The organism is Thiomonas sp. X19, from assembly GCF_900089495.1.
In the GTDB taxonomy this organism is placed as follows: Bacteria; Pseudomonadota; Gammaproteobacteria; order Burkholderiales; family Burkholderiaceae_C; genus Thiomonas_A.
Map to the genome: position 1 here is coordinate 203,881 of NZ_LT605203.1, position 18,922 is coordinate 222,802.

General features: G+C 62.6%; 19 protein-coding genes. 18 read left to right on the forward strand and 1 reads right to left on the reverse strand.

The genetic code is table 11. The features are described from left to right. The 10 genes from urtB to THIX_RS01190 all read left to right on the forward strand — a co-directional run bounded on the left by urtB (window position 1) and on the right by THIX_RS01190 (window position 10,467). The gene (gene urtB / locus THIX_RS01145; protein ID WP_233224335.1) at window positions 1-1,647 is read left to right on the forward strand and encodes an urea ABC transporter permease subunit UrtB; all 1,647 of its coding nucleotides are present in this window, start codon (window positions 1-3) and stop codon (window positions 1,645-1,647) included. A 33-nt stretch (window positions 1,648-1,680) separates the two neighbouring features. After that, on the forward strand, window positions 1,681-2,754 hold the full coding sequence (gene urtC, locus THIX_RS01150) for an urea ABC transporter permease subunit UrtC (RefSeq protein WP_233224336.1): 1,074 nt from the start codon (window positions 1,681-1,683) through the stop codon (window positions 2,752-2,754). Window positions 2,755-2,802: 48 nt separating this feature from the next. Further along, window positions 2,803-3,549 (forward strand): urea ABC transporter ATP-binding protein UrtD, encoded by a 747-nt coding sequence (urtD, locus tag THIX_RS01155; protein WP_112484502.1) that lies wholly within the window; start codon window positions 2,803-2,805, stop codon window positions 3,547-3,549. A gap of 2 nt (window positions 3,550-3,551) precedes the next feature. Next, window positions 3,552-4,250, forward strand: a complete 699-nt coding sequence (urtE, locus tag THIX_RS01160; RefSeq protein ID WP_112484503.1) for an urea ABC transporter ATP-binding subunit UrtE — start codon at window positions 3,552-3,554, stop codon at window positions 4,248-4,250. 75 nt (window positions 4,251-4,325) lie between these two features. Beyond that, window positions 4,326-5,318: an acetamidase/formamidase family protein gene (locus THIX_RS01165; protein ID WP_112484504.1), complete on the forward strand. Its 993-nt coding sequence runs from the start codon at window positions 4,326-4,328 to the stop codon at window positions 5,316-5,318. Window positions 5,319-5,342: 24 nt separating this feature from the next. Beyond that, on the forward strand, window positions 5,343-6,104 hold the full coding sequence (locus THIX_RS01170; RefSeq protein WP_112484505.1) for an SDR family NAD(P)-dependent oxidoreductase: 762 nt from the start codon (window positions 5,343-5,345) through the stop codon (window positions 6,102-6,104). Between the two features lie 161 nt (window positions 6,105-6,265). After that, window positions 6,266-7,048, forward strand: a complete 783-nt coding sequence (locus THIX_RS01175; RefSeq protein ID WP_112484506.1) for an ABC transporter ATP-binding protein — start codon at window positions 6,266-6,268, stop codon at window positions 7,046-7,048. Between the two features lie 2 nt (window positions 7,049-7,050). Then, on the forward strand, window positions 7,051-7,908 hold the full coding sequence (locus tag THIX_RS01180) for an ABC transporter permease (RefSeq protein WP_112484507.1): 858 nt from the start codon (window positions 7,051-7,053) through the stop codon (window positions 7,906-7,908). A 35-nt stretch (window positions 7,909-7,943) separates the two neighbouring features. After that, on the forward strand, window positions 7,944-8,927 hold the full coding sequence (locus THIX_RS01185; protein WP_112488042.1) for an ABC transporter substrate-binding protein: 984 nt from the start codon (window positions 7,944-7,946) through the stop codon (window positions 8,925-8,927). A 154-nt stretch (window positions 8,928-9,081) separates the two neighbouring features. After that, entirely contained in the window at window positions 9,082-10,467 is a 1,386-nt protein-coding gene (locus tag THIX_RS01190; protein WP_112484508.1) for an amidase, read from the forward strand. A 52-nt stretch (window positions 10,468-10,519) separates the two neighbouring features. On the opposite strand, the gene THIX_RS01195 is transcribed toward THIX_RS01190, so the two are convergent. Then, window positions 10,520-10,900 (reverse strand): hypothetical protein, encoded by a 381-nt coding sequence (locus THIX_RS01195; RefSeq protein ID WP_158540768.1) that lies wholly within the window; start codon window positions 10,898-10,900, stop codon window positions 10,520-10,522. 125 nt (window positions 10,901-11,025) lie between these two features. Here THIX_RS01195 and THIX_RS01200 point away from each other — a divergent pair, with 125 nt between their 5' ends. The 8 genes from THIX_RS01200 to THIX_RS01235 all read left to right on the forward strand — a co-directional run bounded on the left by THIX_RS01200 (window position 11,026) and on the right by THIX_RS01235 (window position 18,333). Further along, complete coding sequence (locus tag THIX_RS01200) at window positions 11,026-11,424, forward strand: VOC family protein (protein ID WP_112484510.1); 399 nt, start codon at window positions 11,026-11,028, stop codon at window positions 11,422-11,424. Between the two features lie 54 nt (window positions 11,425-11,478). Then, entirely contained in the window at window positions 11,479-12,093 is a 615-nt protein-coding gene (locus tag THIX_RS01205; protein ID WP_112484511.1) for a twin-arginine translocation signal domain-containing protein, read from the forward strand. Between the two features lie 21 nt (window positions 12,094-12,114). Further along, window positions 12,115-13,701 carry a GMC family oxidoreductase gene (locus THIX_RS01210; RefSeq protein ID WP_112484512.1) on the forward strand — a complete coding sequence of 529 codons (1,587 nt, stop codon included), beginning with the start codon at window positions 12,115-12,117 and terminating at the stop codon, window positions 13,699-13,701. A gap of 78 nt (window positions 13,702-13,779) precedes the next feature. Beyond that, window positions 13,780-14,361, forward strand: a complete 582-nt coding sequence (locus THIX_RS01215; protein WP_112484513.1) for a DJ-1/PfpI family protein — start codon at window positions 13,780-13,782, stop codon at window positions 14,359-14,361. 83 nt (window positions 14,362-14,444) lie between these two features. Continuing rightward, the gene (locus THIX_RS01220) at window positions 14,445-14,810 is read left to right on the forward strand and encodes a ribbon-helix-helix domain-containing protein (RefSeq protein ID WP_112484514.1); all 366 of its coding nucleotides are present in this window, start codon (window positions 14,445-14,447) and stop codon (window positions 14,808-14,810) included. Window positions 14,811-15,078: 268 nt separating this feature from the next. Continuing rightward, the gene (locus THIX_RS01225) at window positions 15,079-16,356 is read left to right on the forward strand and encodes a site-specific integrase (protein WP_112488043.1); all 1,278 of its coding nucleotides are present in this window, start codon (window positions 15,079-15,081) and stop codon (window positions 16,354-16,356) included. Next, a complete protein-coding gene (locus tag THIX_RS01230; RefSeq protein ID WP_112484515.1) occupies window positions 16,353-17,318 on the forward strand; it encodes a tyrosine-type recombinase/integrase in 966 nt (321 codons plus the stop codon). Before THIX_RS01225 ends, THIX_RS01230 begins: the two co-directional genes overlap by 4 nt. Next, window positions 17,311-18,333: a tyrosine-type recombinase/integrase gene (locus THIX_RS01235; RefSeq protein WP_112484516.1), complete on the forward strand. Its 1,023-nt coding sequence runs from the start codon at window positions 17,311-17,313 to the stop codon at window positions 18,331-18,333. The genes THIX_RS01230 and THIX_RS01235 overlap by 8 nt, the downstream gene beginning before the upstream one ends. The last annotated feature ends 589 nt before the right edge of the window (window positions 18,334-18,922 follow it).

Consider the following 18,922-nt stretch of genomic DNA (forward strand, 5'->3'; position numbering starts at 1 on the left):
ATGATCGATTGGAAACAGTGGTTGCCCAGGGCACGGTTGGCCGGCATGGCGCTCAGCCTGTGCGCCATGGGCAGCCATGCCGCGGCCGCTTCAACAACTGAACCGGCGTATCCGCTGCGCGCTGCCGCGGTTCAGGCCTTCTGCGCCGAAGGCGACCATCCGGATGCGCTGGCCAAATTGGTCGGCCTGGGCACGCAGGCCGACGCGGCGAACCGCGCCTGGGCCACCACCCTGGTGCTGGCCATTCGCGATGGAGCGTTGACTTGCGACTCCCACGGCGGCGCGGTCATCACGCAGAAAGAAGGCCATGTCGACGCCGTGACGCTGGCGCCCGCACAGGCCGCGCCTGGCGGGACGCCCTACGTTCCAACCATCGTGATGATGCGCAAGCTCGCGGTGGCGACGGCCGAGATGGACCTGTTCAGCAAGCAGCGGGACTTGCGCGAGAAGGCTGCGGCGCAGGTCAGCAAATTCTTCATGCTGCTCGATCCGGACATCCTGCGCCGTGCCATCCAGCGCCAGGGCGATGCCGACATCAAAGCCACGCTGGCGCTCGCCATGGCCAAACGCGGCCTGTATTCCAGCGACAAGAAGGAACAGCTGGGCGCGATCGAGGCCCTCGGCGGCGTGCCCAGCGAAAGCTCGCGCACCCTGCTCACCGACTACCTGGCCAACCAGCAAGTGCAGGCGAACCCGCTGCTCGCTGATGCCGCCAAGACGGCGCTGCGGAGCATCGACCAGTGGCTGGCCATCGGCAATGGCTTGTCGATCCTCTTCAGCGGCCTGAGCTACGCGGGGATTCTTCTGCTCACCGCCATCGGACTGTCCATCATCTTCGGCCTGATGGGCGTGATCAACCTCGCGCACGGCGAATTCATCATGCTGGGGGCCTATGCCACCTATCTCGTCGAGCACCTCATGCGGGTGTATGCGCCCAGCATGTTCGGCGCCTATATTTTTGTCGCGATCCCGGTGGCCTTCGTGGCCTGCGGGTTGTTCGGGGTGCTGCTCGAGTACTGCGTGATCCGCTTTCTCTACCGCCGGCCGCTCGAGACTTTGCTCGCGACCTGGGCGGTGAGCATCGCCATCATCAAGCTGGTGCAGCTCGTCTTCGGGTCGCAGAACGTCGAGTTCATCACGCCGTCCTTCCTGAACGGCGGAGCCCAGGTCGTCGGCGGCTTCTTCGTCACCTACAACCGGCTCTTCGCCATCGGCTTCTCGCTGGCCGTCTTCCTGGCGACCTACGCGGTGATTCGCACCACGCGCATCGGCCTGCTGATGCGCGCCACCACGCAAAACCGCGACATGGCGAAATGCCTCGGCGTGCCCGCCCAGCGCATCGACAGGCTGGCCTTCGCCATGGGCGCGGGGCTTGCCGGACTGGCGGGCGTGGTGCTGACCCAGATCGCCTCGGTGAACCCCTTCATGGGCGCCGGCTTTGTCATCGACGCCTTCATGGTCGTCGTGCTCGGTGGCGCCGGCAGTCTGGTGGGCACGGCGGTTTCATCCCTGGCGCTGGGTGAGATCAACCAGTTCATCGAGCCTTTTTACGGGGCGGTCGCGGCCAAGGTCGCCGTGCTGCTCATCATCGTCCTCATCATCCAGAAGCGCCCCAACGGGCTCTTCACGGTGAAGACGCGCGGCTGACGCCGAATCGATGGAGCCACAGCCGCCATGTTGATGAAAAAACGTCTTGAGCACAGGATCGAAATCGGATTTGCGGCGCTGATCGTCCTGCTGGCGGTCTATATGCCGGTCTCGCACTATGCGTTCCCGCATGGAAGCGTCTTGTCCCTCTCACTGTTCAGCATCAACCTCATCGGGCAGATCATGAGCTTCGCCCTGCTCGCCCTGGCGCTCGACCTGGTCTGGGGCATGGCCGGCATGCTGAGCCTCGGCCATGGCATCTTCTTCGGCATCGGCGGCTACATGATGGGCATGTATCTGCTGAATGCCGCCTATGCCCAGACGCATGTGCTGCCCGATTTCATGCAGTACATGGGTTGGAGCGACTTCCCGCCGTTGTGGCATCTCCTGTCCGGTTTCGGCGCCACGCTGGTGCTGTGCATGCTGCTCGTGGTCGCGGTGGCGACGCTGTTCGGCTTCGTCACGTTCCGGTCGCGCATCAACGGGGTCTATTTTTCGATCATCACCCAGGCGCTGACCTATGCCTTGATGCTGCTGCTGTTCATCAACGATGTCGGCCTGGGCGGCAACAACGGCTTGACCGGCTTCACGCGCATCCTGGGCTTTCCGCTGGCCAGCGTGTCGACGCAGATCGGGCTTGCGGTGGCTGCCTGCCTGGCGCTCGCCGCCGCCTACCTGCTGCTGCGTTTCCTGGCCGGGTCGAGCCTGGGGCGGGCGCTGGTCGCCATTCGCGACGACGAGGCGCGCATGCGCTTCCTTGGCTACAAGACGCATGTGCTCAAGCTGCTGGCCTGGGGCCTTTCCGCCGTGCTGGCGGCCCTGGCGGGAATGCTCTACGTCCCGCAGGTCGGCATCGTGAATCCCACGATCGTGTCGCCGAGCTTGTCAATCGAAATCGCGGTGTGGGTCGCCATCGGCGGCCGTGGCACGCTGATCGGCGCCATCGTCGGCGCGATTCTCGTCAACGGCCTGAAGTTCTGGCTGACCGCCGCGGCGCCCAGCGTCTGGCCCTTCATCCTTGCCGGCGTCACGCTGCTCATCACCATCGCGATGGGGCGTGGACTCTGGGGCGAGACGAGAGTGGCGTTGGCGCGTTTGCCGCGCTGAGGCCAGGCGCTGCCCAGGAACGCGGATCGAGCCCAGCGACGACTGACGATGAAACAACACACTGCAATCTACGTGGATGGCCTGCACGTCAATTTTTCCGGATTCGCGGCCATCACGAATTTGACCATGGAGATTCGCTATGGCGAAGTCCGCGCCATCATCGGCCCGAACGGAGCCGGGAAAACGACCTTGCTCGACGTCATCACGGGCAAGACGCGCCCGACGCGCGGACAGGTCTACCTCGACAAGACGATCGACCTCTCGCGGCACGACGAGGCATCGATTTCGCGCCACGGCATCAGCCGGAAATTTCAGAAGCCCAGCATCTTCGAGGCGCTGAGCATTGAACAGAATCTCGAACTCGCGATCCGCCGCGGGCGGGGCTATCTGGACATGTTGCGCTCCCGCTTGAGCGGCGAGCAGCGCAGCAAGATCGGCGAGGTGACGGACCTGATCGGCCTGGCGGACTCCCCGGGTCAACTCGCGGGAACCCTGTCGCACGGCCAGAAGCAGTGGCTGGAAATCGGCATGATGCTGGTGGCCGATCCGCAGGTGTTGCTTCTCGACGAGCCCGTGGCCGGCATGAGCGACCACGAGACCCAGCGCACCGCGGAACTCATCGCGCGGCTGAAGTCGCCGGAGCGCGCGGTGGTGGTGATCGAACACGACATGGACTTCGTCGGCCAGATTGCCGATCTGGTCACCGTGCTGCATGAGGGCAGCGTTCTCGGCGAGGGCGCGATGGACAAGATCCGCAACGATCCTCGCGTGATCCAGGTCTATCTGGGGCGCTGATCATGACGCTGCGCATGCAGGGAATCAACCAGTACTACGGCAGCAGCCACACGCTGCGCAACGTCTCGGTTTGCGTGGCGGAGGGCGCCTGCACCGTGGTGCTCGGGCGCAATGGCGTCGGCAAGACGACGCTGCTGAAGTGCCTCATGGGCCTGCTGCCCATCGAGGCCGGCGAGATCGCGCTCGACGGCCGGAACTTGTCTGCCCTGCCGACCCACAAGCGGGTTGCAGCCGGCCTCGGCTACGTGCCGCAGGGGCGCGACATCTTCCCCGAGCTTTCGGTCGAGGAGAACCTGAAGGTCGGCGCCTATGGCGGCGAAAAGAGCGTCAAGGCGCGGTTCGGGTTCACGGATGTGTTTCAGATCTTTCCGGTCTTGAAGCAGATGCGGGGCCGCCTTGCGGGCAATCTCTCCGGCGGGCAGCAACAGCAGCTGGCGATCGGCAGGGCGCTCCTGACGAATCCTTCGATCCTGGTGCTGGATGAACCCACCGAGGGGATCCAGCCGTCGATCGTGCAGGAAATCGAGGGCGTGATCCAGTCGCTCAAGGGCGAGCTCTCGATCTTGCTCGTCGAGCAATATTTCGATTTTGCGCAGTCGGTTGCGGACGATTATGTCGTTCTGGTCCGGGGGCAGGTCGTTGCGACCGGAAGGGGGGCAGACATGGATCGGGACGATGTGCGCAGTCTGATTGCGGTTTGACGGTTTTTTTCTGTTTGGACAAGTGGGGTCAGCCTGTCTGGGCCTGTTTTCATGGATTCTGATGAGGGAGTGGAGATGAATTGGCTTGAAGATTCAATCATGCACACGCGCGGCGTCGCAGGCGGGAAATTGGGGGAGACGCATGAGCTCACGGAGGGGCGGCAAGGCAAGTTCCATTACACGATCGGCCCGTATTCGGAACCTGTCATGGAAATCAAGCCGGGTGACCGCGTGATCATCGAGACGCGCGATGCCTTCGAGGGAAAGATCAAGACCGAGCAGGATTTGCCGAGCCAGAAATTGCAGGTTCCATTTTTGAATCCGCAAAATGGCCCGATCATGATCGCAGGTGCGGAAAAGGGCGATGTCGTCGCCATCCATATCGAATCGATCAAACCACGTGGCGATAACCCGCGCGGCACGTGTTGCCTGATTCCACGATTCGGCGCCTTGACCGGCACGGAGTACACGGCGACGCTGAATGATCCGTTGCCTGAAATCACGCGCAAGATCGATCTCGACGAAGAAGGCGTTTATTGGAGCAAGCGCGTGATGCTGCCTTATCGCCCGCATATTGGAACGCTCAGTCTTTCTCCCGAGATCGATTCCATCAACTCCCTGACTCCGGATAGCCATGGCGGGAATATGGACGTACCGGACATGGGGCCGGGAAGCATTACTTACCTGCCGGTGCGTTCGGCAGGCGCGCGGCTGTTCATCGGCGATGCCCACGCCTGCCAGGGTGATGGCGAGGTCTGCGGGACCGCCGTCGAATTCGCCACCACGACGACCATCCATGTCGATTTGATCAAGGACTGGGACATTGCCTGGCCGCGCCTGGAAACGGACCAGTTGGTCATGGCGATCGGCAGTGCCCGGCCGCTGGAGGACGCGACGCGCATCGCCTATCACGAATTGGTGCGATGGATGGCGAAGGAATATGGCTTCGACCTCTGGGACGCCTACATGATGCTCAGCCAGTGCGGACAGGTTCGCCTGGGTAATTTCGTCGACCCGAAATACACGGTGGGTGCGGCAATTCGCAAGAAATACCTGAAACCGATTTGACGGCGCATCGCGAGGGTTTGAAACATGGATCTGAAACTGAAGGGTTTGAAGGTCGTCGTGACCGGCGCCACCAAGGGCATCGGTCGGTCCATCGCCGAGACTTTCGCGCAGGAAGGCGCGCATGTCGCCATCTGTGCGCGCGATGCTGATGCCGTGGCGCGGACTGCGGCTGCGCTGCGGGAGCATGGCGTCGAGGCGCTCGGCGGCACGGTCGATGTCTCGAATCGCGGCCTGTTGCAGGGCTGGGTGCGCGAGGTCGCCGGGCAGTGGGGCGGGCTCGATATCGTCGTGGCGAATGTCAGCGCCTTGGCCATTGGGCAGGATGAGGAGTCCTGGCGCCGTGAATTCGAGACCGACCTGATGGGCACGGTGCATTTGGTGGATGCCGCGATGCCCTTCCTCGAAGAAAGCCGGGCCGCCTCGATCGTCGCGATCTCAAGCGTTTCGGGCCGTGAAATCGATTTCGCGGCCGGGCCTTATGGGACGTTCAAGGCGGCCATTGTTCATTACATCCAGGGCATCGCGTTCCAGAATGCGGCCAAGGGCATTCGGGCCAATACCGTTTCGCCTGGCAATATCTATTTTGAAGGCGGGGTATGGGAGCACATCCAAAACAATAACCCAACGCTCTATGCGGAGGCCTTGGCGCTGAATCCAACGGGCCGTATGGGGCACCCCGAGGAGATTGGGCGAGCGGTGGCCTTCATTGCCAGCCCGGCCGCAAGCTTCGTCAGCGGCGCAAATCTTGTCGTGGACGGTGCCTTGACGCGCGGTGTTCAGTTTTAGGGCGCGATTGCCCCAATATTGACCTTGATTTTGAATCGACGGCTTGCATGGTGCGGATGGGGTGCGATTGAGCCCGCCAAAGTAGGCTCGCTTTGGCATGGTTTATGCAGTTCACCTTCAGTACCCAGATTGGTGTTTTCAGATCGGATTGACCCCAAAAAATGGCGACAGGCGTACCCAAACTCTCGTTGCGCAACGTGAGCAAGAGCTTCCAGGCCAAGGGCCGGGAGGTCCCTGTGCTCGACAAGCTCAGTTTCGACGTCGACGACCAGGACTTCGTCAGCATCATCGGCCCCAGCGGCTGCGGCAAGACCACGGTGTTCAACATCATCGCCGGCCTGCTTCAACCGGACGAAGGCGAAATCCGCATGGATGGCGTGGTCGTCAACGGGTTGCGCGGCAAGGTGGGCTACATGTTGCAGAGGGACCTGCTGCTGCCCTGGCGCACTGTCCTGCAGAACGTGGTTCTGGGCCTTGAGCTGCGAGGCACCCCGCTGAACGAGTGCAGGGACATTGCCATGGAGTACATCTACACCTATGGCCTGGCAGGTTTCGAACACGCCTATCCCAAGGCGCTGTCCGGAGGGATGAAGCAGCGCGTGGCGCTGATCAGGACACTGATCTACGACCCGCAGGTCATCCTGCTGGACGAGCCTTTCTCCGCGCTCGACTATCAGACGCGCCTGTATCTCGAAGGGGTGCTGGTTGAGGCGGTGGAGACCTTCAAGAAGACCGTGATCCTGGTGACCCATGACATCGACGAGGCAGTGGCCCTGTCGAAGCGGGTGGTGGTGCTTGGAACCCGGCCGGCCAGCGTCAAGGCGGTGCACACCATCGACATTGCGCAGCGCACGCCGATCGAGGCGCGCAGCGATCCCAATTTCTCGGGCTATTTCCATGCCCTGTGCGCCGAGCTGGAAATTCAAACCAAGGTGGGGAGGTGAGCATGGCGGAAGCTCTGGGTCGCCCGTTGCAGGATGCAGCCAGGGTTGCTGGTTCAAGGTGGAAACTCCCGCCAGCGTTCAGGAGCGCGCTCTTCACGGCGACGATCCAGATCGGGATGGTGGCGGCCTTGCTGGCCGCTTGGCAGTGGGGCGTCCACGCCGGGCTGATTTCGGCGTTCCTGGTGGGTTCGCCTGTCGGGATTTTCGAGAAGTTGTGGCAGGCCCTGCGCGACGGCTCCCTCTGGATGAACACGGAGGTCACATTGATGGAGGCCATCTCCGGCTTTCTGATCGGCAGCCTGGTCGGCTCGATGGTGGGGCTGTCCCTGTGGTACTCGCCAACGTTCGCCCGGATCGTCGAGCCCTTCGTCGTGGCCATCAACAGCGTGCCCAAGATCGCTTTCGCGCCCATCGTCATCCTGTGGTTCGGCACGGGTCTGGTGTCGAAGATCATGCTCGCGGTTTCGCTGACGGCCATCGTGGCCCTGATCGCGGCTTACGAGGCGGCCAAGAATGCGGATCACGATCTCCAGTCGCTGCTGCTCGCGCTGGGGGCGTCCAAGCACCAGGTCTTTTTCAAGATGGTGGTGCCTTCCACCCTGCCGGCCATCATCTCCACCTTCCGCATCAATATCGGCTTTGGCCTGGTGGGTGCGGTGGTGGGGGAATTCATCTCATCGTCCAAGGGGCTCGGCCATCTGATTTTCAACGCCTCGTCCCTGTATGACCTGAACACCGTCTGGGTCGGACTGTTCGCGCTGATGTTCGTCGGTTTCGTTCTGTATTACGTGGTCGATCGTATCGAGCGTTATCTCTTGCCCTGGCGTCAGTCGGACTCCGGTCAGCGCTTGCGTGTTTGATGTTCGTTGGGTTGTTCAACTTCCGGGAGAAAAAAATGGGCTTGACTTGGTTGAAGAAGGTCTCGCTGGTGTTGGCCGCCAGCCTGTCGGCAATGGTCGCCTCGGCGCCTGCGCATGCGGAGCCGAAGAAAGTGGTGGTCTCCCAGGCTTTTCAGTCCCTGCTGTACCTGCCTCTGTACGTGGCCATGGACAAGGGCTACTTTCAGAGAGAAGGGCTGGACGTGGTGAAGCAGACCGCGGGGTCGCCCAGCGTGGCATTGTCGGCGGTGATTTCAGGCAGTGCGGAATTCTCCATCCATGGCCCGGAGTGGACGACCATCGCCATCTCCAAGGGCGCGCAACTGGAGATCGTGTCGAACGTGGTGAACCGTGCCGCGGTCTGGCTGGCGGCCGATCCCGCATTCAAGTACACCGGGGTCGACTCCCTGAAGGGCGTCGCCATTTCCACCGGCATGATGCCCACCACCAGCACCTCGTTGTTCATCAAGCTGATGAAGGAGAAGGGCATCGATCCCGACAAGGACCTGAAGATGACCCAGGTGCAGATCGGCAATGAGGTCGGGCCGCTGCTTGCGCATCAGGCCCAGGTGGCGGTGATGTACGAGCCGGGCCTCGACCAGGCCGTGGCCAAGGGCATGAAGGTGATTTTCGGCTTTCCCAAGATGTACGGCCCCTATGCCTTCTCGTCGGTGACCACGCGCAAGACGACCGATCCCGACACCATCCAGCGTTTCGTGGACGGCATGGAACTCGCCATGCGCTACATCTCGGCCGACCCGGCTGGCGCCATCGCGGTGGCCAAGACCGAATTCCCCAGCCTCGACCCCGTCGTGGTGGACAACGCCGTCAAGCGGATGATCGCGGGCGACGTCTATCCCAAGAGCGTGGCCACATCGCCGGCTGCCTTCGATACGGCCATGAAGACGCAGGTGTACCTGGGCAACCTCAAGGACATTCCACCCTTCGACAAGGTGTTCAACACGGCTTACGCGGACAAGGCCATCGCGATGAAGCCCTGAGTTCAGGCGGCTGGGCCAGGGCGGGCATGCATGGAGGCGCAACGCAGAAGGCGCTGCGTCACGCCCAGCCAGTCCCTGAAAACCGTCCGCTCTCAAACCTGGCAGCGTAGGAGGCCAGGGCATTCAAGGCGTCACAGCAACGTGGAGTCTGTGCATGGAACTGGAAGCAATGGGGTTGCTGCAAGCGTTGGATGCGCTTCGACGCGGTCGATGCACCAGTGAGGATTTGGTCCGCGCCTGCCTGAGCCGGGTGAATCAGGCGGAGGCACAAATCAAGGCCTGGGAATGGCTGGATCCCGATGCCGCTCTCCTGGCGGCGCGCAAAGCAGACGCGCGGATGAGACAGGGCGGCCAACCCGGCTTGCTGCATGGCCTGCCAATCGGCGTCAAGGACATCATGGCGACCGCGGGCGTGCCGACACGCATGGGCTCGCCGATCCATGCCTCGCACGTTCCGCGCGTATCCGCCACCGTCGTGCGTCGCCTCCAGGACGCCGGCGGCCTCGTCATGGGCAAGACCGTGACCACCGAGTTCGCCTGGCGCAACCCCGGCAAGACCCACAACCCCTGGAACCTCGGGCATACGCCGGGTGGGTCTTCGAGTGGTTCGGCCGCTGCCGTTGCCGCCGGCATGGTTCCTGCCGCCCTCGGCACCCAGACGGTGGGGTCGGTGATCCGCCCCGCGGCCTATTGCGGCGTGGTGGGCTACAAGCCGAGCTTCGGCTTGATCTCCCGCGCCGGGGTTCATCCCCTGAGCCATAGCCTGGACCATGTGGGCGTCTTCGCCCGCAGCGTGGCCGACGCAGCCTATCTCGTCGCCTGCCTGGCCGGTCAGGATGACTTGGACCCTGGAAGCCTTGCCGCTGCGGTCTTGCACCCGGGCGAGGCCGCCGCAGCGGATTTGCCCGCCGGCGAGCGACGCCTGGCCGCGGTGCGTACGCCGGTGTGGCGACTGGCCGACGAGGCCCAGCGCGCCATGTGGGACGCCAATCTGGCTGCGCTCGGCCGGGCCGGTGCGGTTGTCGAAGACGTCGAACTTCCCACTTCCTTCCAGGACGCGCTGGACGTGCTGCGAACCATCCTGATGGCCGAGGGGGCCCAGATCTATGCTCCATTGCGTGCTGCCAATCCTGGCAAGACCAGCGCCGCGCTGGATGATCTGATCGAAACCGGGCTGAAGGTTTCATCGGTTGACTACACCGCCGCGCTGGCTGCCGCCAAGGGCATGCGCGCGGAGTTGCGAGCGCTGCTGTCGCGTTTCGATGCGATCGTCACGCCGCCCGCCACCGGGGAGGCGCCACCAACCTTGGTTGATACCGGAGATGCCAGCTTCTGTGGCATCTGGACCCTCATGGGCGTGCCGGCCGTGACCTTTCCCGTCGGCCGAGGTCCGACTGGCCTGCCCCTGGGTTTGCAGGTCGTCGGCGCCTATCTGGATGATCGCAAGACCTTGGACGTTGCAGCCTGGTGCAGCAGGCAGATCGGCACAGGTTGCGGGCTGGCGCCGCCGCCGAAGGAGACGTTCCCTGCCGTGGTTTGAGTCCTGCGACGGGCCGGAGCCCATCAATAAAAAACCGCCCTTGGGCGGTTTTTTATTCGGGCAGGTTCGTGCTCACGATCAGGCCGCTGCTCGACGATTTCACCGGTCCGGCTTGCACATGCTCCTGCACCTGGCGGGTGAACGCTTGAAGCCCGTCCGGATGCACGAATCCCATGCCCGGATCGAGGCGTTCGGCCCGCTGCAGTTCGGCCTGCGCCAGAGGCCACTTGCCTTCGTGGGCGAGCAGGCGGGCATCGGCATCGTGCGCTTGGGCCGAATCCGGATGCGCAGCGAGAACCTGCGCGATCTCCCGGTCGGGCTGCGCCAAGTGGCCCGCCTGGATGTCGGCCTGGATGGCGTCGGGCATGGCTGGCGCCGCCAGGGCTGGGGCAGCGGGGTGGCGTTTTGTCGCTCCGCAGTTGGAGGCCGGCATGGAATGGACCATTCAGGATTCTCCGCTCACTTGAGTTGGTTCCGGGAAATCCCTTAGGGTGATTTAACTATGCATTACCTGGGCGCCCTCCCCGGTGCCTACAGTGAGCTTCAAGGAGGTGCCGCATGGCCAAATTGATTCACACCATGATTCGCGTACTGGACCTGGACAAGTCCCTGCGTTTTTATCAACGAGCATTCGACCTGCAGGTTGCGCACAGACTGGATTTTGCCGATTTCTCTTTGGTCTACCTGCGCAATGAGCTGGCCGACAACGAGATTGAGTTGACATGGAACAAATCCCGCAAGGAACCCTATACACACGGGGACGGCTACGGCCATGTGGCCTTTTGCGTGGACCACGTTGCTGAGGCGCACAAGCGTTTGCGAAAACTCGAACTGAGCCCGAACGACATCCGCGAGTTCCGCGATGACAGTGGCCAACTGCTTGCCCGCTATTTCTTCATTCAAGATCCTGATGGCTACAAGCTTGAAATCCTTGAGCGCCACGGGCATTACCAGTGAACTCGCGACGAGTAGCCCGTTGATCAGTAGACCCAAAAACCAAAGGAGACAAACATGAAGACCGCCGTGATTCCGATCCAACCCGATACATGCCGTGGCTCAATCGCCAACATTGGCTCAATTCAGCTCACCCGCCGGAGTCTCCTTAAGGGTTCCGGAGTACTGACTGGAACCCTGGCGTTCTCGTCGGTGCTGTCCGTCCTGGCACCAAGCCGAGCCTGGGCGCTCGAAATGTCCACTCTCGACGCCCACCAAGGCGCCGTCATTCTGGCCTTCACGCGGCACGTGTACCCGCATCCTGGGCTTGATGACGCGGTGTATGCGCTTGTCGTCAAAGCGCTCGATCAGAAGGCCAAAGCCGACCCAGGCACGCAGCAAACGCTGATCGATGGCGTCAGACGCCTGGATGCTATTGCTGGCGACAACTGGCTCAAGCGCTCGACGGCACTGCAGGGCGTTGACGTGGAGTCGATGCAGACAGAACCCTTCTTTGGCCTGGTGCGAAGCACGGCTGTTGTTTCCCTTTACAGCAACACCATGGCATATGCCCATTTCGGATATGGCGGAGAGGAAGGTGACGCTGGCTATTTGCACAAGGGGTTCAACGACTTGGCGTGGTTGCCGAACCCGCCAGAAAATGCCAGCGGCCCCATTCCCCAAGACAACTAAAAAAACATTCAGGAGACAGTCATGGACGCAAATCCAAACAAGATCAGTTTTTCACTCGACGATGACCATGTCGTCGTCGTCATCGGCTCTGGAGCCGGAGGCGGCACGCTTGCCAATGAGCTTGCCCAAAAGGGCATTGATGTCGTGTTGCTTGAAGCGGGCAAGCTGCACACGCAAGCGCAGTTCATCGCCGACGAATGGCCGTCGTTTAACCAGTTGGCATGGCTGGACAAGCGCACCACTTCGGGTTCCTGGCGTGTTGCCCGCGACTTCCCCAATTTGCCGGCCTGGATTTGCAAAACCGTGGGGGGAACGACTGTGCATTGGGCCGGTGCCAGCCTGCGCATTCAGCCGCACGAGTTCAAAACACGCACAACGTACGGCGCGTTGCCAGGCGCCAACTTGTTGGATTGGCCCCTGACACGCGAGGAACTCGATCCTTACTACGCCAGGGCAGAAAACAAGATGGGCGTGACACGTACGAACGGCATCCCAGGCTTGCCCGGCAACAACAATTTCAAGGTGATGTACGCCGGAGCGACCAAGCTCGGGTACAAGGAATGCAATACGGGCCACATGGCGATCAATAGCAAAGTGCGTGACGGCCGAACCCACTGTTTTCAGCGTGGGTTCTGCTTCCAGGGATGTCGCACCGGTGCCAAATGGTCAACCTTATACACAGAAATTCCGCGAGCCCAGGCGACCGGACATCTGGAATTACGAACACAGGCCCAAGTCGTTCGCATCGAACATGATGCAAGCGGAAAGGCGTCGGCTGTTCTCTACTACGACGCACAAGGACGTCTGCAACGGCAGAAAGCCCGTATTGTCAGTGTCGCAGGAAATTCCATCGAATCACCGCGTTTGCTACTCAACTCCGAGTCGGCTCTGTTCCCCAACGGCCTGGCCAACTCATCGGGGCAGGTCGGACGCAATTACATGCGCCACACGACGGCATCCGTCTATGGCGTGTTCGACAACAAAGTCGACATGTACAAGGGCACGACGATGGCCGGCATCATCAGCGATGAATCGGCCTTCAACCCGAGTCGCGGCTTTGTCGGCGGATACCACATGGAGACGATTTCTCTGGGGTTGTCCTTTTATGCCGCTTTCCTGAATCCAGGGGCTTGGGGCCCGGAATTCACGCACGCCATGGATGAATACGCACACACTGCCGGTATGTGGATCGTCGGTGAGGATATGCCACGCGAGACCAACCGCATCACGCTGAATCCGGCGGTGAAAGATCAATATGGTGTGCCAGTGGCGAATGTGCATGTCGACGACCACCCCAACGATAGGGCCATGCGCGAGCATGGTTTTCGCCAAGGATCGGCGGTCTACGAAGCTGTTGGCGCGAAACGCGTTTATCGGGTGCCACCTTACCCGTCGACGCATAACCTCGGCACATGTCGCATGAGCGCGCGAGCCGCGGACGGTGTTTGCAACAGGTTCGGGCAAACGCACGACGTGAAAAACCTGTTCATTTCTGACGGCAGCCAGTTCACGACGGGCGCGGCAGAAAACCCGACCCTCACCATTGTGACGCTCGCCATACGGCAGGCCGATCACATTGCCGAGCAAATGCGCAAGCGTTCGATCTGAGGTTCAGACAGTTCAGCCCGAACTCCGCACGCGTTGGCGTTTTCGGGCATCCCTTCGCTTACATGAGGAGAGTTCACCATGGCACAAAAGAAGATTCTGATGCTCGTCGGCGATTACGCCGAAGACTACGAAGTGATGGTTCCGTTCCAGATGCTGCTGATGGTGGGGCACACGGTGCACGCCGTCTGTCCTGGAAAGACAACGGGCCAGACGATCAAGACGGCGATCCACGATTTTGAGGGGGACCAGACCTACAGTGAAAAGCGCGGCCACAACTTTGCACTCAACGCGGACTTCGCCGCTGTGCGCGCTGCGGACTACGACGCGCTGGTCATTGCAGGTGGTCGAGCACCCGAGTACCTGCGACTCAACCCTGAGGTCATTGCCATCGTGAAGCACTTCATGAGTGAAGGCAAACCCACCGCAGCCGTTTGTCACGGCGCGCAAATCCTCGCTGCCGCGGATGTCCTGGCCGGGCGCAAGTGTTCCGCGTATCCTGCCTGTCAGCCGGAAGTGGAACTTGCCGGCGGCCACTATCAGGAGATTGGCCTTGATCAGGCTGCAGTCGATGGCAATTTGGTGACGGCACCAGCATGGCCTGCGCACCCGCAGTTCATCGCCAAATTCTTGAAGGTCTTGGGAACGCAGATCACGCCCTAAGGAATGATGCGACTCGAGCTCGACTGCACATCTCTGAGCCAGCGATGCGCAGTCGAGATGTTGGCATTATGGGAGATGAATCAATGTGTGAACTCTATGTGAAAGCCGACCCTATCCTCTACGAGTCGCGGACACGTTCGGTACGCATTCACAGCGTCATTACCACGGTTCGTTTGGAGAATCTCTTCTGGGACGTGTTGCATGACATCGCAGAACGCGAGAGCATGACGACGAGTGAGTTCGTCGTCAAACTGCACGATGAACTCACGACGTTACATGGCGGAGTCATCAATTTCGCGTCTTTTCTCCGCGTAAGCTGCCTACGCTATTTGGCTACTTGCCAATGCGATGCCTCGCATTTTCTTGCGCCAAGAGATCATTCAGCTTCGCCGCTGCGTCAGATCAAGCCTGTGCGAGAGCCACTCAACCTTTCACGTTTGACAGGTTGAGCATCGCCAGCCTCGCTCTGCATCACACGGGGAAATGAAGTCGGTACACGAGCGAGCACTTCCAGCGATTGGCCACTGTCTCCTGTGGGTCGCTATGCAAAGCTTTGCATAGCGACCCCTATGTATAGGTCTCAACTATGTGTAGTCGCCCCTCGCAGGGCGGCCGGTGATGAGACAGGAAGCGCCCTGCACGCCCTTGATGTCGTGAGCATCTATACATAGTCCGTGTCTCCAGGTGCACTGGCGGCTCCACAACCTGGAGACCGCCATGCGTATCAAGCCTCGTTCTCGCCCCGATCCTTTAGTTCGTTCCCGCGGCTGCGCTCAGTTGGACCGCCACATCCCGGGGTACCGCCAGTACCTCTTGGATCGCGGCAATGCTGCCGGCTACGTGCGCAACTGCGAAGCGGCAGTGGCGCACCTGTCGACTTGGATGAAGGATGGCAACAAGCGCCTGTCTGACGTCGACGCGCGGCTCGTTGCTGAGTTCGTCGAGCATCACCTTCCCGGCTGCCATTGCGCGACGCGTGCTCGCCATCCGAGCACCGTGCGCGCCGCCCTTGGCCATCTGCTGGTCGTGCTGCGCGCCGCCAACGCCATCGCCCCCAGGCCGCTGGACATGACCGAGGTGGCCCAGGAACTGCGTCGCTACGACCAGTACATGGAGCAAGTGCGAGGGCTTGCCCCGAAGACGCGCGAGGGCGCGCTGCGCTTGGTCGAAGCATTGCTGCGTAAGCACTTCGGGGACGAGGCCATCCAGTTCGAGGTCATCACGCCGGAGCGCGTGCGCCGCTTCTTCGCCGCCCAGGCCAAGAACTACAAGGCGCCGACGAGCCTGGGCGCCGTGGTCTCGGCCCTACGCAGCTACTTCCGCTGGCGCGCGACGCTGGGCGATCGCACCCATGCGCTGGTTGGTGCGCTGGCGTATCCGGCGAACTGGCAACTGGCATCGCTGCCCAAGTCGATGGAGCCGGCAGAGGTCGAGCAGCTTGAGGCTGCCCTTGGCCAGAGCGGCCCGTCGATGCTGCGCGCCGACGCCATGGTTCGCTGCATGCTCGATCTGGGTCTGCGAAGCGGCGAGGTGGCACGCCTCAGCCTGGACGACATCGACTGGGAAGTCGGCACGATCACCTTGCGCCGCACCAAGGGCCGGCGTGAAGACGTGATGCCCTTGCCGCAAGCCACCGGGCAGGCCATTGCCGCGTACCTGCGCGACGAGCGCCCGAGGACCCAGCACCGCATGGTCTTCGCCAGGCACATGACGCCCCGGGAGCAGCCGATCGGCCCAGACCTCGTGCGCAAGACCATTCGCCAGGCCTATGCGCGCGCCGGGCTGCCGCACACGCGCTCGCACCTGCTGCGGCACACGATGGCCAGCCGACTGCTGGCCGGTGGCTCCTCGCTCAAGGAGGTGGCCGACGTGCTGCGCCACCGCTCGCTGAACACGACGCTGATCTACGCCAAGCTCGACAGCGCGCGCCTGGTCGAAGTGGCCCTGCCTTGGCCCGGGATCTCCGCCGCTGCCACGACCGGGAGGGCATCATGACGATCGGCCTGACCGCGCTCGTGGAGCGCTACCTCACAGAACGCCGCACCCTTGGCTTCCAACTGCGCTCGCCCGCCTACAGTCTGCGCAGCCTGGCCGAGTACGTCCGGCGCACGCGTCACCGCGGACCCTTGACCCTGGAGGTCATGGCAGAGTGGGCGCGTCTGGACTCGCACTCCAGCGTCGATCCCCGGACCTGGGCCAGGCGGCTGAAGAAGTTGCGTTCCTTCGCACGCTGGCTGCAGCAGTTCGAGCCGGCTACCGAAGTGCCCGACGACACGATCTTCGGGCGGCTGCCCGAGCGCCAGGCACCACACATCTACAGCCCCGAGGAAGTGGGGCAGTTGCTGGCTGCCGCGCGCGACCTAGGCCCCAGCCCCGGCCTGCGCGGCCTGGTCTACGAGACACTGTTCGGCTTGATCGCCAGTTGCGGTCTGCGCTTGTCCGAGGCGCTGTCGCTGACCGTCGGCGACGTGGATTTGCGGCGTGGGCTACTGACGATCCGGCGCACGAAGTTCGCCAAGTCACGCCAGGTGCCGCTGCATCCGAGCACGGCCAAGGCATTGGGGCGCTACCGCTGGACGCGGGACGTGGCCGGCGCCTCACGCGACGACGACGCGCCATTCTTCATTGGCACGCGCGGCCGCCTGTTCGGCAAGTCGATCAGCGTCAGCCAGGTAGACAACGTCTTCGCCCAACTGCGCACTCAACTGGGCTGGATCAACCGCGGCACGCACCACGCGCCGCGCATACACGACCTCAGGCACACCTTCGTGGTCAGGCGCATCCTGCTGTGGCAGCAGCAGGGCATCGACGTGGACGAGGCGATGCTGTCGCTGTCGACTTACGTTGGGCATGCGATGGTGACCAACACCTACTGGTACCTGCAGGCGGTGCCGGAGTTGATGGCGGTGGCCGCTCAGCGCTTCGAGTCGTGCATGCCGGAGCTCAGCCATGTCTGAGGCCCGCCACCACCGGAAGGGATCCCCGCCCAGCTTCCCGGCGCTGGTGCAGCAGTTCTTCACTGAATACCTGGTGGCGCAGCGTGCGCTGAGCCCGCAAACAGTGGCGTGCTACCGCGACGCGATGACGCTGTTCCTTGGGTATGCGGCCGAGCAGTTGGGTAAGTCGCCGACGGCCGTGCAACTGATGGACATCACGCCGGAGTTGGTCCTCAAGTTCCTGGGTCACCTGGAGCGCGAGCGGCACAATTCGGTGCGCAGCCGCAACCTGCGGCTGACGGCACTGCGGTCGTTCCTGAAGTTCGCTGGCCGCCGCGACGTGACTGCACTGCACGCCGTTGAACGGGTGATGGCCGTGCCGATGAAGCGCTTCGAGCGGCCGCTGCTGGGACACCTGACGCGGCCCGAGATGATCGCCGTGCTGGGGCAGCCCGGCACCGGTTGGACTTCGCAGCGCGACCACCTGCTGCTGGGCCTGCTCTACAACACCGGCGCGCGCGTATCGGAGATTGTCGGGGTGCGCGTCGTCGACGTGGTGCTGGACGGCGCGGCCTGTGTCCACCTGCACGGCAAGGGCCGCAAGGACCGCTCGGTGCCGTTGTGGAAGTCGACCGCAGCAGCCATCCGCGCCTGGCTGCATGCCAACCCCGACCTGCGCGGTTCAGCGGCCTTGCTGCCCAATCGATCCGGTCACCAGATGACGCGGTGCAACGTGGCGCAGCGACTGGCGCTTGCGGTCGATCGGGCCTCGATCGAGCAGCCAAGTCTGAAGACCAAACGCATCTCGCCGCACACCCTGAGGCATACGACGGCCATGCACCTGCTGCAAAGCGGGGTGCCGTTCAACATCATCGCCTTGTGGCTCGGCCACGAAAGCGCGAACACGACGCACCGCTACGTCGATGCCAACCTCGACATGAAGGAGAAGGCGCTTGCCCGACTCGAGGCGCCCGACATCAAGCTCAAACGCTTCCGTGCCAGCGACGACCTGATGAAGTTCCTGCAGAGCCTGTGACTATGCAAAGCACCGCGAGCCCGAGCACGCCCGCCGACCAAGCGGACGGCGGTGCCGGATGCCGCGGACCTACACATAGTTGAGATCTATACATAGGGGTCGGCAGCTCCAGTTGGTGACTAACCAAGCGGACATCCAGATGGGGCCGTGAACCGTGCAATGCGACCGTCCGTTCAGGCCGAAGAAGCGTCGTTCGCGCCGGATCGGGGAAAGTTCGAAACGGGTTGGAGGCGACTGTTCCGCGACGAGCTTCGGGTGGTAGCCACCGGTCCGATGGGGGTCATGGGCTCAGGGATCCGGTCGCCGCAGCCACCCGCTCGGCGTTTGCGAAGGCCTGAGTGGGAATGCTACCGCTTACAGGCAAAGTTGCGCCCAAGAGCCCCCGCCCACTTGCGCCGCTCGACACCGTGATATTGGTATCCCTGCTGCCCTGTCTTCGCTCCAGCGATCTCAAACGGCCGCGACTTTCATCGGCCGCCCATCCAGCTTCCCATTCTCCCGCGATGCCGCCGCCTTGGCCGGCGTCTTGGTCAGCCCGCCAGCTTTGCCCATCAGGCCCGCCATCCACTGCCACGAGCCCAGGGCGCAT

Bases quoted from the DNA above. Each gene is read 5' to 3' on its own strand.
- urtD (WP_112484502.1), top strand. From the start codon at position 2,803: ATGAAACAACACACTGCAATCTACGTGGATGGCCTGCACGTCAATTTT.
- THIX_RS01235 (WP_112484516.1), top strand. From the start codon at position 17,311: ATGTCTGAGGCCCGCCACCACCGGAAGGGATCCCCGCCCAGCTTCCCG.
- urtB (WP_233224335.1), top strand. From the start codon at position 1: ATGATCGATTGGAAACAGTGGTTGCCCAGGGCACGGTTGGCCGGCATG.
- THIX_RS01190 (WP_112484508.1), top strand. From the start codon at position 9,082: ATGGAACTGGAAGCAATGGGGTTGCTGCAAGCGTTGGATGCGCTTCGA.
- THIX_RS01205 (WP_112484511.1), top strand. From the start codon at position 11,479: ATGAAGACCGCCGTGATTCCGATCCAACCCGATACATGCCGTGGCTCA.
- urtE (WP_112484503.1), top strand. From the start codon at position 3,552: ATGACGCTGCGCATGCAGGGAATCAACCAGTACTACGGCAGCAGCCAC.
- THIX_RS01230 (WP_112484515.1), top strand. From the start codon at position 16,353: ATGACGATCGGCCTGACCGCGCTCGTGGAGCGCTACCTCACAGAACGC.
- THIX_RS01170 (WP_112484505.1), top strand. From the start codon at position 5,343: ATGGATCTGAAACTGAAGGGTTTGAAGGTCGTCGTGACCGGCGCCACC.
- THIX_RS01210 (WP_112484512.1), top strand. From the start codon at position 12,115: ATGGACGCAAATCCAAACAAGATCAGTTTTTCACTCGACGATGACCAT.
- THIX_RS01200 (WP_112484510.1), top strand. From the start codon at position 11,026: ATGGCCAAATTGATTCACACCATGATTCGCGTACTGGACCTGGACAAG.
- THIX_RS01185 (WP_112488042.1), top strand. From the start codon at position 7,944: ATGGGCTTGACTTGGTTGAAGAAGGTCTCGCTGGTGTTGGCCGCCAGC.
- THIX_RS01220 (WP_112484514.1), top strand. From the start codon at position 14,445: ATGTGTGAACTCTATGTGAAAGCCGACCCTATCCTCTACGAGTCGCGG.
- urtC (WP_233224336.1), top strand. From the start codon at position 1,681: ATGAAAAAACGTCTTGAGCACAGGATCGAAATCGGATTTGCGGCGCTG.
- THIX_RS01165 (WP_112484504.1), top strand. From the start codon at position 4,326: ATGAATTGGCTTGAAGATTCAATCATGCACACGCGCGGCGTCGCAGGC.
- THIX_RS01215 (WP_112484513.1), top strand. From the start codon at position 13,780: ATGGCACAAAAGAAGATTCTGATGCTCGTCGGCGATTACGCCGAAGAC.
- THIX_RS01180 (WP_112484507.1), top strand. From the start codon at position 7,051: ATGGCGGAAGCTCTGGGTCGCCCGTTGCAGGATGCAGCCAGGGTTGCT.
- THIX_RS01225 (WP_112488043.1), top strand. From the start codon at position 15,079: ATGCGTATCAAGCCTCGTTCTCGCCCCGATCCTTTAGTTCGTTCCCGC.
- THIX_RS01175 (WP_112484506.1), top strand. From the start codon at position 6,266: ATGGCGACAGGCGTACCCAAACTCTCGTTGCGCAACGTGAGCAAGAGC.
- THIX_RS01195 (WP_158540768.1), bottom strand. From the start codon at position 10,900: ATGCCGGCCTCCAACTGCGGAGCGACAAAACGCCACCCCGCTGCCCCA.